17 protein-coding genes and 1 pseudogene are annotated in these 17462 nt (G+C 53.8%); 10 read left to right on the top strand and 8 right to left on the bottom strand.

Features of this window, described 5'->3' with window-relative positions; genetic code table 11:
* Window positions 1–98: 98 nt before the first annotated feature.
* The 6 genes and pseudogenes from AC2FI8_RS23695 to AC2FI8_RS23720 form a co-directional block, all read right to left on the bottom strand.
* The gene (locus AC2FI8_RS23695; protein WP_496686170.1) at window positions 99–1184 is read right to left on the bottom strand and encodes a hypothetical protein; all 1086 of its coding nucleotides are present in this window, start codon (window positions 1182–1184) and stop codon (window positions 99–101) included.
* A gap of 27 nt (window positions 1185–1211) precedes the next feature.
* Window positions 1212–1445, bottom strand: a complete 234-nt coding sequence (locus tag AC2FI8_RS23700) for a hypothetical protein (RefSeq protein ID WP_496686172.1) — start codon at window positions 1443–1445, stop codon at window positions 1212–1214.
* The gene (locus AC2FI8_RS23705; protein ID WP_170342835.1) at window positions 1442–1732 is read right to left on the bottom strand and encodes a hypothetical protein; all 291 of its coding nucleotides are present in this window, start codon (window positions 1730–1732) and stop codon (window positions 1442–1444) included. The genes AC2FI8_RS23700 and AC2FI8_RS23705 overlap by 4 nt, the downstream gene beginning before the upstream one ends.
* A gap of 129 nt (window positions 1733–1861) precedes the next feature.
* Window positions 1862–4249 (bottom strand): zinc-dependent metalloprotease, encoded by a 2388-nt coding sequence (locus AC2FI8_RS23710; protein WP_496686175.1) that lies wholly within the window; start codon window positions 4247–4249, stop codon window positions 1862–1864.
* 526 nt (window positions 4250–4775) lie between these two features.
* Window positions 4776–5129 carry an alpha/beta fold hydrolase gene (locus AC2FI8_RS23715; RefSeq protein WP_299902214.1) on the bottom strand — a complete coding sequence of 118 codons (354 nt, stop codon included), beginning with the start codon at window positions 5127–5129 and terminating at the stop codon, window positions 4776–4778.
* A gap of 14 nt (window positions 5130–5143) precedes the next feature.
* Window positions 5144–5760, bottom strand: a pseudogene (locus AC2FI8_RS23720) (IS3 family transposase); the annotation flags it as partial.
* Between the two features lie 579 nt (window positions 5761–6339).
* Here AC2FI8_RS23720 and AC2FI8_RS23725 point away from each other — a divergent pair.
* From AC2FI8_RS23725 to AC2FI8_RS23755, 7 genes are all read left to right on the top strand, one after another.
* Window positions 6340–6639: a hypothetical protein gene (locus AC2FI8_RS23725; protein WP_496684672.1), complete on the top strand. Its 300-nt coding sequence runs from the start codon at window positions 6340–6342 to the stop codon at window positions 6637–6639.
* A gap of 201 nt (window positions 6640–6840) precedes the next feature.
* Window positions 6841–7302 carry a hypothetical protein gene (locus AC2FI8_RS23730; protein WP_299902684.1) on the top strand — a complete coding sequence of 154 codons (462 nt, stop codon included), beginning with the start codon at window positions 6841–6843 and terminating at the stop codon, window positions 7300–7302.
* Window positions 7303–7357: 55 nt separating this feature from the next.
* Window positions 7358–7972 carry a hypothetical protein gene (locus AC2FI8_RS23735; protein ID WP_496684675.1) on the top strand — a complete coding sequence of 205 codons (615 nt, stop codon included), beginning with the start codon at window positions 7358–7360 and terminating at the stop codon, window positions 7970–7972.
* Window positions 7973–8032: 60 nt separating this feature from the next.
* Window positions 8033–8338, top strand: a complete 306-nt coding sequence (locus AC2FI8_RS23740) for a hypothetical protein (RefSeq protein ID WP_496684677.1) — start codon at window positions 8033–8035, stop codon at window positions 8336–8338.
* Between the two features lie 42 nt (window positions 8339–8380).
* Window positions 8381–8554, top strand: a complete 174-nt coding sequence (locus AC2FI8_RS23745) for a hypothetical protein (protein ID WP_299902641.1) — start codon at window positions 8381–8383, stop codon at window positions 8552–8554.
* Between the two features lie 711 nt (window positions 8555–9265).
* Window positions 9266–10699 carry a hypothetical protein gene (locus AC2FI8_RS23750; RefSeq protein WP_496684678.1) on the top strand — a complete coding sequence of 478 codons (1434 nt, stop codon included), beginning with the start codon at window positions 9266–9268 and terminating at the stop codon, window positions 10697–10699.
* A complete protein-coding gene (locus tag AC2FI8_RS23755; protein WP_496684680.1) occupies window positions 10689–11630 on the top strand; it encodes a metallophosphoesterase family protein in 942 nt (313 codons plus the stop codon). Before AC2FI8_RS23750 ends, AC2FI8_RS23755 begins: the two co-directional genes overlap by 11 nt.
* Here AC2FI8_RS23755 and AC2FI8_RS23760 read toward each other — a convergent pair whose 3' ends face one another.
* Complete coding sequence (locus tag AC2FI8_RS23760; RefSeq protein ID WP_496684682.1) at window positions 11631–12389, bottom strand: DUF4956 domain-containing protein; 759 nt, start codon at window positions 12387–12389, stop codon at window positions 11631–11633.
* A gap of 181 nt (window positions 12390–12570) precedes the next feature.
* Here AC2FI8_RS23760 and AC2FI8_RS23765 point away from each other — a divergent pair, with 181 nt between their 5' ends.
* The 3 genes from AC2FI8_RS23765 (at window position 12571) to AC2FI8_RS23775 (ending at window position 16395) form a co-directional block, all read left to right on the top strand.
* Window positions 12571–13503: an SdiA-regulated domain-containing protein gene (locus AC2FI8_RS23765; RefSeq protein WP_299902629.1), complete on the top strand. Its 933-nt coding sequence runs from the start codon at window positions 12571–12573 to the stop codon at window positions 13501–13503.
* A 221-nt stretch (window positions 13504–13724) separates the two neighbouring features.
* Window positions 13725–15263: a ShlB/FhaC/HecB family hemolysin secretion/activation protein gene (locus AC2FI8_RS23770; RefSeq protein WP_496684684.1), complete on the top strand. Its 1539-nt coding sequence runs from the start codon at window positions 13725–13727 to the stop codon at window positions 15261–15263.
* 835 nt (window positions 15264–16098) lie between these two features.
* Window positions 16099–16395 carry a hypothetical protein gene (locus AC2FI8_RS23775; RefSeq protein WP_299902623.1) on the top strand — a complete coding sequence of 99 codons (297 nt, stop codon included), beginning with the start codon at window positions 16099–16101 and terminating at the stop codon, window positions 16393–16395.
* 224 nt (window positions 16396–16619) lie between these two features.
* Here the strand turns inward: AC2FI8_RS23775 and AC2FI8_RS23780 are convergent, their stop codons facing one another.
* Window positions 16620–17300, bottom strand: coding sequence for an IS6 family transposase (locus AC2FI8_RS23780; RefSeq protein ID WP_496684685.1), 681 nt, complete (start codon window positions 17298–17300; stop codon window positions 16620–16622).
* Window positions 17301–17462: the final 162 nt, after the last annotated feature.

A 17462-nucleotide genomic window follows, 5' to 3' on the forward strand; every position in this document is an offset into this window, starting at 1 on the left:
TTCATCCAAATGGCGGGATAAACTGCTCGCCAAATCCACTGATGCTTTGCCATCTAAAAAGTTTGCGACAGAACCGTTATTACTGGCGATTGAATCAATTAGCGCTCATGCAGTTGCTCACGCAGCGCAGCAACTGCCGACGGAAGATCGTCCTCGAAACCGGGAATGAACTCCTGCTGGATCGCAGCATTCAACGCGTCGTCGGCAGCTGCCTCGGCTGCGGTGGCCGATCCGGAAAGGGTCTCGAACTCCTCGAAGGCCTCAAGGACCAGAAGCGGCTCTCGCAGGATGCCCTGAACCGTCATGCTGATCGACATATGTTCGACCTGGTTGTTGTTCTCCGGCGGGCCAACGAATTCGGGTGCGAAGCCGGAAACGCCCCAGATCGATGAGTTGTCCAGTGCGATCCCGGTTTCGTATTGCCAGATCGTTCCGACATGGAACCGCGTGGTGAATCCGTGGTTGAACAGCTTGATATGTGTGAGTGGGTTGCGGCGCGAGGACCCCACAATCAATTGCTGCCAGAGGTAGAGCGCAGCCTGCTCCCTTCCGCGAATGTATTCCGAAGTCTCCAGCATGTGCTCCGGCGGAACTATCTCAATCAGTTTGATTGCTGCCTGGAACAGGTCAAGCGCCGTGTCGAGCGCCGTGTCATCAGTGCCGCCCCCTGACATCTCGGCCAGCTTGAAGGCGTGAAACCGGGTGTAGGCGCCGCCGAGCGCTTCAAGGTATGGTTCGCCCTCTACTGACGCAAGCGCGTCGACAACGCGATAAGCATCCCAACCATCTGCGCGCAACTGGTCGGTATCCACGTCCCAGAAGGTCGATGGAATCTGGCGGCCGAAATCACCGGTTCGAAGAGCGAGCGCCCTAAGCCCCTCGGCATATTCCATCAGTTGCTGGGATGTGACCACACCGTCATCGAGGCGGGCGAGATGACCGGAGATAGAAATGTCGCCCAGAAGTGGCTTTTCGCTCAGGCCCGCATCTCGCAACGCCTGTTCCACTTGAACTCGGGTCGCCTCGGCAACAGGCGCCGATCCTGTTTCGGCTTTGGAAACTGCGCTACCTTCCAGCCGTTGCTCCGGAAGCCCGAAGAACAGAAACCGAACCTGTGGAACGGCCAGAACGACGACGGCAAGCGCCAGACAGCACAAGGTCCCAGTCCATACCAACCATTTCATAACTCATCCGGCCCATGTACAACGCGATTATTTCGTGAGCGCATCGAAATCGGATGTATCCACATCGGAGACAGCTTCCTGTGCGATGGCATCGTAATCGGTCGCTTTGTTGGTTTCCTCAGCGACCTCGGCTGCAAGCGCAGCCGAGGCCCCGATGGTCGCGGCAGTCCGCACCTCGTCTTCACTGGCGTCGCAGGCGGCTAGCACACTCAGACAGATGACGATTGCCGGTGCCAGAGCTCGTCTATTTTGCGATGTCACTTGGTGTAATCCTCGAACCCTTCGACATTGCCGCCAATGACCGTGCAGTTACCTGCGGCTTGAATTGTCGGCTGGTCCCAGTTGACATTCCAGTTCACGACGATGGTGTCGCCGTTTTCCGAAGCGGGGAACACCGAAATCGCAGCATTGGGCAGATCTGCGAACTCGGGAACTTGCCACAGGTAGTCGTGACAGGTCTTGAGGGCGTTGGTTATCTGCCTGTCAAAGGCTTGGGCAGCATTGGCTGCAACCATCAATGTAAGGCACGCGCCGATAGTTTTTAGCATTGAAAATGTCCTTTCAGATTTCCATGTCAGCCAACTTAGACCCAAGCCTAGTGCGCCATCAGACTTCGTCAAACAGAATGGGTTCTTTTTGGCCTTCAATCCTTGCGCTGGACCGACGAGCCAGCACCGCTACTGCTCCTCTTCGCCTTGTTCGGAAAGACCCTTACCCAGCATAGCGTTCACACGGTCGAGTTCCGCGCTCGCTATCTCCCCGATGGAGGTTCCCTTCAGTCCGCCAACTGCGACCATGGCAACCTCCAACGGGTACTCGGCATCGACCAGTGCGACAAGATCCTCGGCATTGCCATCCTCGGTGGTTAGGTCGGTCAGGATGTCGATATAGGCTATTATTGCACCGTTCTGCGCTGGCGAAACCAGTTCCTTTGACGGCAGATCGCTCAATAGTGTTTCGGTGACCAGCGAGACGTATTCCTGCAGCGACATGGCTGTGTCGCCCAGGAGACGACGTTGCATGTAAACCATCCTGACGCTCTTCCGGTTCAGGACTTCGTCCATGATCTGCGCCGCTGCGTTTTCGACCGAAATCAACCCTCCGACGGGCCGAAAACGTCCGAGCAAGTCCGGGTCTGCAAAAGCACTGAGGCCATGGATGGCTTCACCGGTAAGAAACTCTACGGCTCTCCTCTGCTCTTCAGGGTCTACATAGGCGAACGGTCGGTCGTCGCCGGAGGTCTGTGTGACACCGCCGATCAGCTTGCCGACGCTTCCAGCGATACCGACATAGCGATTGAGCGCGTCTCCGTAGGTCTCCTCTAGCATGGCTTGTGGATTGCGCGCGTCCTCTACTGCCAGGGGCAACGCCGCAAGGCTCGCGTGCAGCGCGGCGATCCCCGCACGCGTTGCCAAGATCCTGTCTGCCCCAATGTTCTCAGTCTGAACACGGTGATCGAACTGGGCAAGATACTCCTCGCCACGTTCGCCTGCTCCCCAAATGAGTTCCGGACGCTCCTCGGCTTCCGCCGCGATGGAATCAAGCTCCTCTGCGTCGACATCGGAGGAATACCCCCATCGGATGGCGTGCCGATCGTAGGAGCCAATGATAGGAATGAGTTGCGTGACGCCATCATCCGGCTCCGCCACGTAGTTGAACCGCCCATAGGCCATGATGGAGGACGTGCTGCCGTTCTCCGCAGTGAATAACGGGTCCCTGAGCTGTGCCGTCGACCAGGCCGTCGAGGCGCGGTGGTTGTGCCGCAACCCGAGCGTATGGCCCACCTCATGTGACACGACGTACCGCAGGATGCGCCCCTGCAATTCCTCCGGCAGCGGCAGTTTGGCCGCGGCGGGATCGGTCCGGTGCATCAGCAAATAGTAGTAGCGGCTGAAAAGGTTCAAGACGTCCGGCCAAACCAGAATATGGGCGGAGAGAATTTCGCCGGACCGGGGGTCGTGGATGTTTGGCCCCATCGCGTTCTGCACCGGCTGTGCAACCCAGCGGATGACACTGTGGCGAACATCTTCCGGGGACCAGCCCGGGACTTCATCCCGGCTTGGCGCGTCACGGGCTATGATTGCATTGGTAAAGCCCGCGGCCTCGAAGGCGGTCTTCCAGTCCTCAACCGCCTGGCGAATGTAGGGACGCCAACGATCAGGGATTTCACGGGATAGATAGAAAACGATCGGTTCAACCGGGTCCGACGGGCGTGGTGCATCCGGGTCGGCGTGTTCCAGGCGGAAGCGAAGGGCGGCACGGTCGCGTGATTGCACGTCGCCGAACGCGCTTTCAAAAACCAGATATTCGGTGAAGAAAAACCCAACCCGGTCGTCATAGGGGCGACGCTCCATCGGGGTTTCTGGCAACACGGCAATCGAATGCGCCGTTTCCAACGAAATCGGCTGTGCCAGCCCGACCTGATCGGTCGCTTCGAAGGTCAGTTGTGAGCGGACAAAGAGGTTGTCGGGATAAACTGATGCTTCAGCAACGTAGGATCGGTCGGGGTCGTTTGACCCGGGAGCGAGGCCGGTAGATGCCAATTGGGCGGCGACCGAATAACCGGCGATATCGCCCCCAAACACCTCCTGCAAATCCACAAGTACGGCGCCAGTGTCGCTTTCCGCGAGGATCGGGAAATCGACGATGATGGGACCAAGGTTGGCGCGTTCCACAGCGAGGTTCACAGGGCGAAGCTTGTCACGCCCGCCAGTGTAATAGGGATCGCCCGAAACCTTTTCGAACGAGGTCCCTGAAAGGGACCGCACCATGATCCGATCGGGCCGCCGTTCCAACTGGATCAGGCGGGCCCCCAAGGCGTTTCCGCCGAATGCCACTGCGTCGGTGGGATATCTGGAAACTTCGGCGTACCAGATGAGGCTGCGTTCGAACATGTCGCGCGGTATCGCAAGCAACAGATCGCCGTCTTTTTGGTAGAGGTCGAAGACTCCAGATCGAACCTCGGCACCGGCTATACGCTCCTGAAAGCTCGCCGATTGCGCCCTGGCATTGGCGGGCATCAGCGGGACAGCAAAGGCAATGCAAAGTGCGAATGCCAAGCGCATCATGGGTCTCCTCGTCGACGATTTTTCAAGCGCGCTCACGTTTCCAGAGATCGGACGTTCCAGTCTGGTAGTTTTGCAAGTGTCCGACATTCGAAAATGCTAACACTGAAGTATAAGTTTGAGAACTCACAAAGCTGCCATAGGCCGTATCCGCGGCCAAGCTCCGGAAACCGCCCACCTGAACCGCTTCTGCTTCCATGCCCGCAGGGACTTTGCGCTAGCGGCGAAAGTCCGCACGATCGGCATGGCCGCCGCTGGTGCGGCACGCAGCATCGGGGAAGTATGGGCTCCCCTTCATCTTTCGCGGCGCGTTGCCCGAACGCTGGCTGCCGAAGCGCGAATGTCGGCGCATCAAACAAACACAGATAAGTATCAGAGGTATAGTCCGCAAAGCCAACGGCGGGTTTCAAACTGCCCTCACCTTCGATCACGCAGCACCGACATCGGACGGCAGTGAGCCCGAAACTGACGCTGGATAATTCGGTGCTGCCATGCTGCTCCTAATCTTGACAGCCACGCGAGCAATTCAACTGTGAGCGAACAAAAATGCAGTTACGTCGCGTTCAAGACGTGGCCACTCCGGGTCATTCCGGGTCATCAGATGATTGTTGCTTTCATATGTAATGAGACGCGCATTCGGCAGGCCTTTGGCGAATATCTGCCCCTGTTCGACAGGTTGCATTCGATCTCCCGTCGAATGGCACAGGAGGCATGGAACCTCGACGGAAGGCAACAAATGTCGGATATCTATGTAATCAATGACATCGCGATACCGGCCCATGTTTTTCGGTGAAATCATCTCGCGCATATCACGAGCGGTTTGACGCCGTTCTTCGTCGCTTGCACCCGGTGTGATGATCTGAGCCATCAGATCACGCATCGATGGGTAGTCATCAGCCGAACACACGACCCATCGTTCAGCCAGAGCAGTCCTTTCTTCGGTTGTTTCACTGGCACTTTCAGCCCCTCTCGCCGCCAAAGCCGTTCAATCCGCCCATCGCTGACAGACCAGCCAGCCTCTCTCAGCAGTGCAGCGATCCTGCGATAGCCATATCGGCCATATTGACGGGTCAGCTCGATCATGTCGGCCACCAGCCGGTCTTCGTCTGCGCGACCTTGTGGGACGCGCCGTTGCGTGGACCGGTGTTGTCCAAGCACGCGGCAGGCGCGTCGCTCAGATACTTTGAGCTGGCTGCGGACATGATCGATGCAGGCACGACGACGAGCGGGGCTCAGAAGTTTCCCTTTGTGGCTTCCGTCAGGATCAGTTTGTCCAGCGTCAGATCTGAAACTGCGCGTCTCAGCCGCTCGTTCTCTTCCTGAAGCCGTTTCAGTTCCTTCAATTGATCAGCACCCATTTCACCGTACTTCTTCCGCCAGCGGTAATAGGTTTGCTCAACAACTCCGATCTGTCTGATCGCATCAAGACGGGACATGCCTTGACCCATCAGAACTTCAACCTGCCGTAACTTCGAGACAATCTCTTCAGGCTTCGGTCGCTTGTTTGCCATTCTTGGTCCTCCGTTTCCTAAACATAGGGGTGGACCAGTTCAGTTGGGGAGGCTCAGCTCAGGAGAACACACTCGCCCCTATGGATGCTCCCACTTACTTTTTTGTTTGAAAGTAGAAGCCTATCGCATGAGAGCGTAAAGAATTTTACGCGCGGAAAAAATATTGATTTATGAAAAATAAGATTCAAACATGCGAATTCGACTCAACTTTATTTTACCTCCGTTGTTGTCGGTGTCGCCCGATTTATCGGGCCCTTCCGACTGCTAGAGTGAGTGCTGGCGGTCGGAAGGCCTTTAATAATGATCGAGCGTTGGGAGGACGCGATGCTTAGACTCAACGAACTGGCCCTCCCTCCAGAGTTCGCTCTAGCTTTTTGCAGTGACGCCATTCAGCCATCACGCGTTGTTGGCGGTCTCGGTAGTCAACGAAAAATCGTTCCGCCGACCAAGCCCTCCGCGGCAAGTTTTGGGTAAGACAGTCACAGGAACGAGGTATGTTCTATTGGCTGCACAGACGCGAGAGCTTCAAACAAGCGCATCCAATTTTACTAATTTCAAGGGAACCAAAGGGAGAAGAAAATGTCTAACAAGATGGTGATGATTGCAGGCGCGATATGTTTCGCACTGCTTGCGGCCTGCGACGACACGAGTACATCAAGCGCGTCCGCCGAGCTCACGCCGGCTCAGCAGGCGTGTTTGCGAGATGTAGCCAACACGACGAACAATTCGCAAGTCGTGGTGCTCTCATCTGCGTTTAGCGAGGCTGGAACACAAGTCACTGTAGGCGTTGGCGAGGATCGTGCCCCTTGGAATTGTATTGCTTACAGTGATGGCGCGACAGCTGGTATCGAGTTCCTGGGCGACGAAGGCGCATTGTGAGCAGTCTGCTGCGTAGCCGAAATCGGCTGCGCAGCACTGGCTTGATCTTCTGAGGCTCGACTTGGTTTGTAAATCCATCATCATCGTATTCGCGATCCTGTATCTGTTGGCGTTGGTTGCGTTCTTGACAGGTACATTTGGCTGGTTCGGACAAGAAAGAGACCCTTTGTCCGGGGTGTTCCTTTTGCCGTTGGGACTGCCTTGGATACTTGTATCGGACTTGGTTTCAGAGCCAGTCAAACCGTGGTTCGCGGCGCTTGCACCGGTTCTCAACCTGTTAGTGCTGGTCTTGATTTGCAGATGGGCACGCAGTTTGCGGCAGTAGTGAAGGCTGAACTCTTTCTCACCAAAAGGGAGGAAAACATGGGAAAAGTGATCTTGGGTATTGTGATCGGGCTGGTCCTCGGTGTGGTTGGGGCGATGACCTTAGGTGGCGGAGCCGCAATGGGTGTCGGTGCTGCGACAGGTTTGTCCGCCGGTGTCTGCTCCACATTGAAAGGAGCACAAGCCGAGAACCTGATCACCGCCGAGCAAGCGGATCAGATCCTCAATCGCGTAAACTCCGAGATGGCATCGCTACAAGGTATTGAACCAACAGACGAGATCGTCGGCAGCGCACAGGCATGCGATGAATTTCTATCAAAGTTACGAGAAGCGAAGTGAGGTTCCGCTTTGTACGGAACAAAATTGTAAGGACAAGCCAACAGGGGACCATCTGATGAAATTCGGTTTACTCAAACTCCTCACACCCATGATTGCAATTTCGGGCACAGCTGCTCTTGCAATGTCGGAAGCCGACGACGTGTGTATCGACCATTTGCGACAGGTTGGTGGACCAGACGGTCAATCCGGAACGATTGAAAGCTCAGAGTTCTCGGAAGCTGGTACGCTCGTCATGCTGCGAGACGCAGGCGGAACACTTTGGCGCTGCATCGCTTACAAGGATGGAAGCATCGGCGAGATGTCGGTTGTCGAAGCAATGGATGATGGCGGTGGAGCCCTGGACGGTGCCGCCGGGTCTACCGGTCGCCAACGTGTCAAATTCGATGCCGGGTCCACCGGTGCCGAACTCGTCGGCCAACTCGCGCCCGGCGCCTCTCATCAATATGTCCTTGGCGCGCAGAACGAACAGTTTCTGTATGTGCGTGTCGCGCCACGAAACGGGTCGTTGGACTACGTCATTCGCAACCCTGATGACTCGGAGCTTCTGAAGTTGATGTCGGCGGACAAAGAGTATCGAGGACAGCTTTGGCAATCTGGCGACCATGTCGTTGAAGTTATTAACCGGGGAAATGCGCAAGTTGACTACAACGTCATATTTGGAATCGAGTAAGTCCATGCGTGAGTTGCACTGGATTTTTGGATTGCTGGAGACCAGAAAGGGAGAGAAGAAATGAGAACCAATCTATCGCTGCTTGGAGGTGCAGTTTGTGCCCTTGCTTTGGCGGCATGTGACGATACCGGGGGATCAGTGGATACTGTGTCGCCAACCGTCGGCAATTCAAGCGACCTTTCGCCCTTTGAAGGTGCGCGCGCCGGTCAGGCTGAAACGGGGATTCAGAATCTTGGTTTTGAACTTATCCGCAGCGAAGGGCTGACATCGTACTGGTTCAACCGGAATACAGGCGCTTGCGCGCGCATTACTACATCTGAGGGTCGGTATTCAGATGTCACCATGCTTCCTTCCGCCGACTGCTGATTTTTGTCTGGATTAGTTTATTAAAGTGAAGGAGGCTGAGAAATGCACTTCGATCTTGCACACGCTGTGGTGACTGTCACAGCTTTGATAGTCACAAACCTCGTTTTGAAATCTGCCGGGGTGATCAACGAAGAAAACAAGCATCAGTGGAATTGGAAGGTTGTTTTAGCCTACTTTGTGGTTGTCCTGATCATTAACTTGGTTTGGCCTATCTGACATTTCCGCATAATCTTCTCACAAACTTTTCTGACAAAGGAGCATGCATGCGGTTCATTGCATTATTGATGTGGGCAGTTTTGGCCGCGACCTCTGCGAACTCCGACGTGACCAGTCGAAACGGTGGGCCAAGCAACGGTCAAATGCTTTCAAAGGGTGGCGACGGAGGTGTTGATGGCGTCGCTTTCTTTCGCCCAGTCTTAAGTGGAGTATTGTATCGCTCTGGTTTCAAAGGTGGCGACAAAGACCGAACGGGCCTGAGTGAAGGACAACGCGAAACTCTGTGTGATGAAGGGTTTTCAACCGGGTTTTATGCCGACTTTGGAAAAAACACTGAATACGGTCGCACCAGTTGCGGAAACGGAACCTTTGACTATCAAGGCGCCAGATCCTCCCGACCCAGCGCTGTCATGGCATCCATACACGACGTGATTGAAAACCCTGGAAAGGGCCCTGTTCTGGTGCACTGCATGTGGGGCGTTCATTCCTCCGGGGCATTGTCGGCAATGGCGCTCGTTCAGTTTTGTGGTTGGACGGAAGAAAGGGCCAAGGAATATTGGAATGATGCCCGAAACGGGGCCCCATGTTCAGGCGGGTGCGACCAGTGGATTGACTCAAAATTCGCCAACTTCAGTGTCGACCCAAAATTGAAGATCTCCACCGATCAACAGGCAGCGATTTGCCCAAAATGATATTGGGAGGACTATCCAAATGAAGTTCAATCTTCTGGGGTCACTTGCTTTCATTGCACCCACTGTCTTGTGGGCGAACGACGATGTTCTCGGTGAAGCCACTACATTTGATAGTCCCTACGGCGTTGCTGAACGCTGTATTCGGATCAAAAAAGTTCCAACGGGCGAGTATAAGAACAGCGATCTTGAGGAAGAAACAGCCTATTGCGAGATCGATTTCTATGCCTCCGAAATTGCTATTTGCCCAAAATCCTGGAGCACCAGCCCAGGAATGGCCGTCTACGATATTTCGGAAGGACCCTACACGGGGAACCGTTCTGAATTCGAGAGAAACGCTTGCAAAGAGGGGAAAGCGGCAAAAGATCTGGCCAAGGACAGGGTGGCTAAATTCAAGTCCACCATGAACCAAAAGGGCACCAGTGGAACGTTTTCCACCTCATCGCTGCTTTACTATCATTTCTCCAGATATTTCGACGCGACTGTCAAAGTTCCAGTCGCCGTTTGGCGTAGCATGGACGCCCAGGCGCATTTTTCCGAGGTCGCAGAGCCTGGCCTTGCGATTTCTGGTGGCTCTCATGGCGGGCGCATGAACCACGAAGGCTGGCGGGTATTCGCAGCTGCGGATGCCGACCCGAACACATACCAACCGGCCGATGATCTATTCACCGCAGATCGAACACAAATATACGGTGTACTGCTTGACAGTCCTGGGCATCGATACGGCTCGGAAATCAACGGCACCCGCAAATCTGGTTGGGGGAAAGGACAAAACCGTGATTTTCAGGAAACCCCAGCTTTCTTGGCTTTACGTTCTTCAAAACCATTGTCAGGGGCAATCGCAGAGGGCGTCGGAGAAGGCCGAAAAGACCGGATGATCAACAAGGATCTCGGTCCCGATGTCAGCGACCAACAGATGGCATTTTGGATGCAAGAACTTACCGAGATTGTTCTCCTCGATTTCATCTTTAGCCAGCAGGACCGCGTAGGAAACATAGACTTCACACCCTATTGGTATTGGGTCGAAGACGGAAAGCTGAAGCACAAGAAAGCCAAGCACCATGAGCCAAACGATGGAGATATTCCCGCCGAGGCACTATTGATCCGTCGCAGCAATCTAAACGACAATGATGCTGGTGGGCGGGTCGAGTATGCCAACTTCGCAAAATCCACTCAAATGCTAGAGAAAATGCGGCACTTCTCTCCAAGCACGTACCGGCGCTTGGTTGCATTGAATAGTGACCTTCAAACCCAAGGCCCGGTTTATGACTGGCTATCGCAAAGCCTTGGGCTGTCTGACAGTCAGATTGCACAAGTGGTGAAGAACACCGCGTTGGCAACGTCCATCCTAAAGAACAATTGTTCTAGTGGTGATTTGATGTTCGACTTGAACCCTGTCGCATTCTTTTTGAGAAACGACACCGAGGTAGAGGCGGTGGACTGTAATGACCCGTAAGCGTTCTGCCCTTGTTGCGGTGATCATTTGGACAACTCTGCTCGCCAGCAAAGCGGCGGCATTGGATGTCATCGTCATATCGGATCTGAACGGAAGCTACGGTTCGGTGAAATACGATGCCCGCGTGGACAAGGCGATTGAGCGGATAGTCGAGATCGATCCCGATTTGGTTATTTCGACCGGAGATATGGTTGCGGGACAGCGCATTCCCAACTTATCCGACAAACAGGTCAGGGAGATGTGGAAGGCGTTTCACGAGGCCGTATCAGATCCTTTAGAGGCTGCCGGCATTCCATTTGCGGTCACGCCTGGGAACCATGATGCCTCCGCCTACCGTGGGTTCGAGCGTGAAAGAAAAATATACGCAGAGGAATGGGCGCCGAGAAAACCAGACGTCGACTTCCTGGTTTCGGATGACTACCCGTTCTTCTACGCTTTTGAGATGCAGGGCGTAACGTTTGCGTCTTTGGACGCTACGACCTTGGGGCCGCTATCCAGCGACCAGCAGGACCGGCTAAAGGAACTGGGTGCAAATGGAGACCCGATTGTCACTTTCAGTCATCTTCCGCTTTGGCCCTTCGCGATCCAGCGCGAACGCGAAATCATCGGTGACCCAACACTTGAGAAAATCTATCTGGAAAGCGGTGTCGTTCTGCATCTGTCGGGCCACCATCATGCGTTCTACCCGGGTTGGAAAGACGGTGTGGCTTATGTTTCTCAGGCATGTTTGGGCGGTGGCCCGCGGCGGCTTATTGGCGATAGCGCCAGATCGCCTCACAGCTTCACTCATGTTACGTTCCAGCCGAACGGAGAGTTTGGGATAGCAGTATATCGAGGGCCCGATTTCGAAAGGTCGGTAAATTTCAAGTCGCTCCCGAAAGAGATCAGATCCCCGAATGCGGTGTTGAAACGATTAGACCTTGTGAAATGACTAGAGGTTGAGTTTCAGCTCAACTTTTTCAGGAACCAGATCGTTTATCATCTCTTCGATCCGGGCTTCCGACAGTCCACCCGAGGTGATGAAAAGCAAAGAAACGCGAGATTTGCCCGGAACGTGGTGTTTTCTGACCAGTTTCCAGCCAGCGTCTGCTGCCATGGCTTCAATGTCTCCGCTGACGTTCAATGAGTTTTCTTCGTCTGAAGCTTTGAGCGAAATTTCCACGCCCTTGTTTCTTCCGCCGAGCCAAATGAAACACCAACATACAATCGCCACCAGTGTGGCCATCAGTGGCAAGCCCAAACCGACCGCAAGACCAAGAACAGTCACGATTATCATTTCGACTGTATCGACCGGATCATCCAGATTGGAGCGGAACCTAAGCAACGCACCGATGCCAAAGATAACGAAACCAATCATTGACCCGTGCTGAACTACCAAGAATCCAACCGCCATGCCGATAAGCGCATAAAGGAAGAAGAGCCTTGGCATAACTATGTCGCGGACGCTTCTACGGGCTTTACGTCTCACCGGATGATAGACGATCAAGCCAGCCAGAATGATTGTGACGATCACATCGAGAGTAAAGAAATACAGTTCCTGTTTGCCACGAAATTGCGTCCATCGGCGTTCGACTACAATTTCCGACCCCGAAGCCCCGGCCAGCATCGTCGCAGGGTCGACTTGTGACACCGCAGCACCTGGCAACAGCAGCATCAACAACACGGTCACGAATGTGAGAGTCGTATTCAACTTGTCTTCCTTCTTGCTCACGCCAAAGGCTTACGCTTCACCGCAGGCATATCGTGCCCCATTCAATTCAATCGCAACAGACGGGATCAGGTAAAGAGTTCAAAGAGCATTCTTACGACATCGCAGTCGAACTGTGATAAGAACGCGATAAAGGGATGTGTTCCACACGCGAGAAAATTGAATGGCAGAAAACAAAGTGTTTCCGTCAAAACCTGCAATTTCACGGTGTTTCTGTAAACTTAGACGATTCGCTTTTACGGCCAGCTTGGTTGCGGCAGCCTTCTTGCCTTGGACCGATTTTGCCTACGCCGAAAGTGCTGGTTTGGTTCTGGTCGATAAATTCAAGGTGGCAGACAAATCAGAGGGATTTTCCGAGCCTTCCGGTTTGGCAATGTCTAACGCTGAAGGCTTCTTGTGGTCTGTAAGTGATGCCGAACCTAAACTGCACCTACTTGGGATCGACGGGGTACTAGGAAACTCTTTCAAGTTGCCAGCATTGGCAGGATCAGATTTGGAGGGCGTCGCGTCGCGCAATGATGGGTCTGTTTTGGTGCTTCAGGAAACTGATCGATCAATTCTAGTCGTGCACCCAACCGACCCTATTCAATTGACAACAATACCTCTCACAACTCTTACAGGTTACCCGGCCGCCGCTGAGTTGCTTGTCGGCAACCCATTGAACAAGGGACCCGAAGGTATCGCCGTTGACCCGAAATCCGGGAGGGTCTTCGTTGGCATTGAGGGACAACCAAGGTTGTTATTGGTCGTATCACCAGAGCTAGACGAAATTGTCGAGATCATTCCTTTAGCGAGTGAAGCAGGCTTTATCTCCGAGCGTGCGGATGATGATGAACTGGATTTGAGCGGCTTGGCTTGGTCCCCGTCCTCACGTTCTCTTTGGATTGTGAGTGACAAAGGTCGTCAGATCTTCGTCTACAATCCAGAATCCAAGTCAGTAAAGTCCATAAGTTTGACGTTCACAGAAGATGGCAATCAAAAGGAAGTTAAACATCCTGAAGGGATCGCTCTCGATGAAACCAAGGGGCTTCTTTATATCCTGACAGACGATGCTAAGAAATCGCGGCTTTATGTTTTTGAGCAACCGGAGTTGTGAGGACTTTCATACTAGTTCTCTCTGCTCTAACTGGTTGGAAACCGGGGTTAGTTGACTGAGCACCGTCGTATGAGCGTCGTACTAAGTAAAACTGCGCTCTGTTTACTGTGTTTCTTAAAAACATCACCCATCAATATATTCGAATAGCGTTAGGTTCACACATACGAACGTCATAATAAGATTGGGCTTCAACATGCTCGGTCTCCTAAAGGTTGTCAAAAATGCGCGTATTCAGCTCGGTTGTATTTGCGATCATTTGCACTCTTGTGGCCACTGTATCAGTTCCAAATACCAGCATTGCTCAAAGCTGGGACATTGCATCACAGCACTCAGTCAGCGGCGTAACGGTGTATGACGCAGATGAGCTTTTAACTTTCGCTGGTCAGTTGGCCTTCAATCGGTCAGGGCGCATTACAGCGGTGGAGGTCGCATCAACGATCACTCAGATCTACCGAGAAGACGGTTATTTCTTGGCTGAGGCTTGGCCCGGTCTCGATGGGCAGAGCATTGTTGTTGATGAAGGGCGTATTCAAACCATCGAAATTGAAGGCGTAGATACTCGTACGTTCCAAAGCTTAGAAAAGATATTTCGCCCTCTCACTACCGCATATCCAATAACTCTCCAACGATTTGAGCGGGCGGTTATGTTAGCCGAGGACATACCTGACTTGGAGTTGTCGACCGAACTTGATTATCCGGATCAGGCAGGTGCCAGGCTGAGAGTATTGGGAGAGCCTCTGCGCCAACAAGCCGGCAGTGCGACACTCGACAACCCTCCGCGTGAGCTTGGAGAAGCGCTCAGCTTCTATGTCGTGCAAGAGTTTTATTCAACGCTGACCGTCGGGGATTTGCTGCGATTTGAGGGATCAGGCAATTACAATTGGGACAAAGACGATGAGCACTCTTTATGGGGCGCTCTTACCTATCGCACGCCTCTTAACAGTAATGGTTTGTACGGTGAGATCTTCTACGGGAATGTAAACGCCAAGCGTGATATCTCTGGCGATTTCGCAAGAACTGATATCGACGGGGAAAACTTCACCGTCGCATTGGGTTACCCCGTTATCCGCGATGTCGCCCGATATGGATACCTGCTGCTGGACTACCGTCTTTCAGAAGCGGATTCAGTCAGCGGAGGCGTTCCACTATCGAGTGACGCCAGTGTCGTTGGCCTTACTTACCTTTACGGCCAGAATTACCCAAAGGGGCAAGCGCTTGAAGCAGGGTTAACTCTGTCCTTTGGCGACAACGACACGACAGACGCAAGCTTTGATGACGGGGACTCTTCGTTCTGGCATTTGAGGGGCGGCATCGGATATGAAAGCCCCCTACCGGGCTTATCGCCCAACACAGCTTGGCGGACAGAGATCTGGGGTCAATACACAACAGACCGGTTACCCTCTGTCGAAGAGTACTTCCTTGGTGATCGTTATGCGTTGCGTGGATACCGCTTTGACGAAGTGGATGGTGATTCAGGGATCTCAGCAATCTTCGAAGTATCTCATTCCTATTTCCCAAGCTCGCAGAACGTTCATCGATTGACGCCCTTCGCTTTTTTCGACGTTGGTTACATCTCGAATAATGATCCCGCCAGTTTCGAAGTGAGAAGTGCTACACTGGCATCGACAGGTCTGGGTTTGGACATTGAGTTTAAGCAAAACCTATTCCTATCAGGATACGTAGGTGTTCCCTTGAGAGACGGCCCTTTGACTGACTCTGGCGATCCTGGCGCATATCTTGCTCTGACAACAAGTTGGTGAGGATGTTATGAAACTGAACAGAATTGCGTTACTTACGACAGCTTGTTTGATTGCAGAACTGGCCGCTACACAGGTCGTTGCCGGCGGAAATCACTACGGGTGGTGCCGTGGCGTGGGGAATCCTCACCAGTCAAGCCAAGGATGCGGGCAGGCCGGTGGGCAAGGGACAGGGAATCAAATTACCGGCCCAACTCAGCCGGTAGCAAATCAGTTGCCGCCTAAGGGAACGCAGCAAACGCCCACATCCGTTACTGTTCCAGTCCTTGCGCCGGGCGCGGTTCCGAACGCAATTCCCGGTCAGGTTCCTATCGCGACACCAATAGCGGTTCCCGGTCAGGTTCCCACGCCGGTAGTAGCGCCGACCCTAGCTCCGCCTTTGACTCCAAATGCGACTCCAAACCGGGTTCCGACAGCCGTTCCAAATCAGGTTCCGCCATTGGCTACCGGGCCTACCGCGGTGCCGCCGCAAGTTCCGACTGCAACTCCCAATCAAGTTCCGATAGCTATCCCTGGCCAGGTTCCGCCTCAACCTACCGGCCCAACAGCGGTGCCGCCACTTGTGCCCACCGCGACACCAAACCAAATACCAGTCGCAGTTCCTGGTCAGGTCCCGCCTCAGCCCACCGGTCAAACTGCTGTGCCACCGCTCGTCCCGACTGCAACACCCAATCAGGTTCCCACGGCGGTTCCTGGCCAGGTTCCACAGTTGACACCAAAACCTACGGCAACTCACGTGGCCGTCCCAGGGCATCCGAAACCACAAGGCGTCGTGACGATCATGCGTCCCAAGCCGAGGCCGACAACCGGTACTGTCCAACAACCTGGCACAACACAAGTGTCCCACCATTTAACCCACCAAAGCAATGCGAAGAAACACGATCACGTCGCAGCAACACCCGGACGGCATGACCCGCACGACCTGCCGAGGTTCCGCAACGCGGCAGCCAAGGAAGACTGGGAATGCGTTGCCAGCGGATTTGGGCAACGTCGGTATGATGCCGGGCGCGGCGTGTTGCTGAACAGCGGGGCACTACGACACCTTGGAAATGTGGATGCGATGGCTCGTGATGTACCAGCACGGCACCCGAAGCATTCCGGATGCATTATCTCGGTCAAACGAAAGCAACGCTGAAGCTCGCTGGGGAGGTTTTGCGGATGTGTCGCAAACTTTGATGTCCGATTGACGGGCACGCCGGATCTGGCGTTTGTTCCCGCCGAATAGTTTTCGAACAGGTTTAAGCATGATCTCCTTGAAAGGCTGTCACTTCCCCAAAGACGCAGTTTTGTACGCTGTGTTTTTCTAGGTTCCGTTGCAAAGTTTGTGGTTGTTCGGAATCCTGCTTTTGCGCCGATGGGTTAGGCGGCCAGTTCTGCGAATTGTAGAAATGGACAGAGTCCGGGCGTGAATTGACCTTTGCGGATCATGTGAGCAACTTCGATGCCGTCCAACGTTGCCGCTGCTGAAGTGAAGGCTTTGAACCCCAGCATCGGCCGGATACGCCTTTTGATGAAACGGTGATCCTGTTCGATGATATTGTTCAAGTATTTCCGCCTCACCATCTCAATTGGGATCGGGCAGCCAAAGCCTTTGAGCATTTTGTTGATGGCCTTGATGCCAGCGGTGTTGGCACCGCTCTTGTCGATCACAATCTTCCTCGGCAATCCATTTGTCTCCAACATCCTGGCGAAGAACCTTGTGGCTGCAGGTTTGTTTCGACGTCGTGAAAGCATGAAATCAAGGGTTTTGCCGTGTTTGTCGACAGCTCGATAGAGGTAAACCCACGCGCCTTTAATCTTGATATACGTTTCGTCCATCCTCCAAGAAAGGTCGCATGGCCCTTTGCGGCGACGTGCTGCTTCAGCGATTGCACCAGAATACCGTGTTACCCATCGGTTCAGCGTAGTGTGGTCCACTGAAACACCGCGCTCGGCCATGATTTCTTCCAGGTCTCGATAGGAGACACCGTAGCGAACGTAAAAGAACACTGCGAACAGGATCACGTCTTTCGGATACTGTGCACCTTTGAAAGAAATCATAAACTAACCTTCAACTGGGTAATGCCGTTCGCTACCCAGGCGCTAGCACCACAAAGGTCAATGGTCAAAAGTTTGCAACAGATCCTTTTGGCCTTGCGCAAGCACCGATGTACCGGTTTTCCGAAGACCTTAAATCAGGACGGCTTGTAGAAGTCCTGCCAA

The sequence above is a fragment of the Ruegeria sp. CDSB029 genome (assembly GCF_059611125.1).

What these genes read in the sequence shown, in the direction of transcription:
- AC2FI8_RS23695 (WP_496686170.1), bottom strand. Translation starts at nt 1,184, where the DNA reads ATGAAATGGTTGGTATGGACTGGGACCTTGTGCTGTCTGGCGCTTGCC.
- AC2FI8_RS23705 (WP_170342835.1), bottom strand. Translation starts at nt 1,732, where the DNA reads ATGCTAAAAACTATCGGCGCGTGCCTTACATTGATGGTTGCAGCCAAT.
- AC2FI8_RS23710 (WP_496686175.1), bottom strand. Translation starts at nt 4,249, where the DNA reads ATGCGCTTGGCATTCGCACTTTGCATTGCCTTTGCTGTCCCGCTGATG.
- AC2FI8_RS23715 (WP_299902214.1), bottom strand. Translation starts at nt 5,129, where the DNA reads ATGCGTGATCTGATGGCTCAGATCATCACACCGGGTGCAAGCGACGAA.
- AC2FI8_RS23725 (WP_496684672.1), top strand. Translation starts at nt 6,340, where the DNA reads ATGTCTAACAAGATGGTGATGATTGCAGGCGCGATATGTTTCGCACTG.
- AC2FI8_RS23735 (WP_496684675.1), top strand. Translation starts at nt 7,358, where the DNA reads ATGAAATTCGGTTTACTCAAACTCCTCACACCCATGATTGCAATTTCG.
- AC2FI8_RS23740 (WP_496684677.1), top strand. Translation starts at nt 8,033, where the DNA reads ATGAGAACCAATCTATCGCTGCTTGGAGGTGCAGTTTGTGCCCTTGCT.
- AC2FI8_RS23745 (WP_299902641.1), top strand. Translation starts at nt 8,381, where the DNA reads ATGCACTTCGATCTTGCACACGCTGTGGTGACTGTCACAGCTTTGATA.
- AC2FI8_RS23750 (WP_496684678.1), top strand. Translation starts at nt 9,266, where the DNA reads ATGAAGTTCAATCTTCTGGGGTCACTTGCTTTCATTGCACCCACTGTC.
- AC2FI8_RS23755 (WP_496684680.1), top strand. Translation starts at nt 10,689, where the DNA reads ATGACCCGTAAGCGTTCTGCCCTTGTTGCGGTGATCATTTGGACAACT.
- AC2FI8_RS23765 (WP_299902629.1), top strand. Translation starts at nt 12,571, where the DNA reads ATGGCAGAAAACAAAGTGTTTCCGTCAAAACCTGCAATTTCACGGTGT.
- AC2FI8_RS23770 (WP_496684684.1), top strand. Translation starts at nt 13,725, where the DNA reads ATGCGCGTATTCAGCTCGGTTGTATTTGCGATCATTTGCACTCTTGTG.
- AC2FI8_RS23780 (WP_496684685.1), bottom strand. Translation starts at nt 17,300, where the DNA reads ATGATTTCTTTCAAAGGTGCACAGTATCCGAAAGACGTGATCCTGTTC.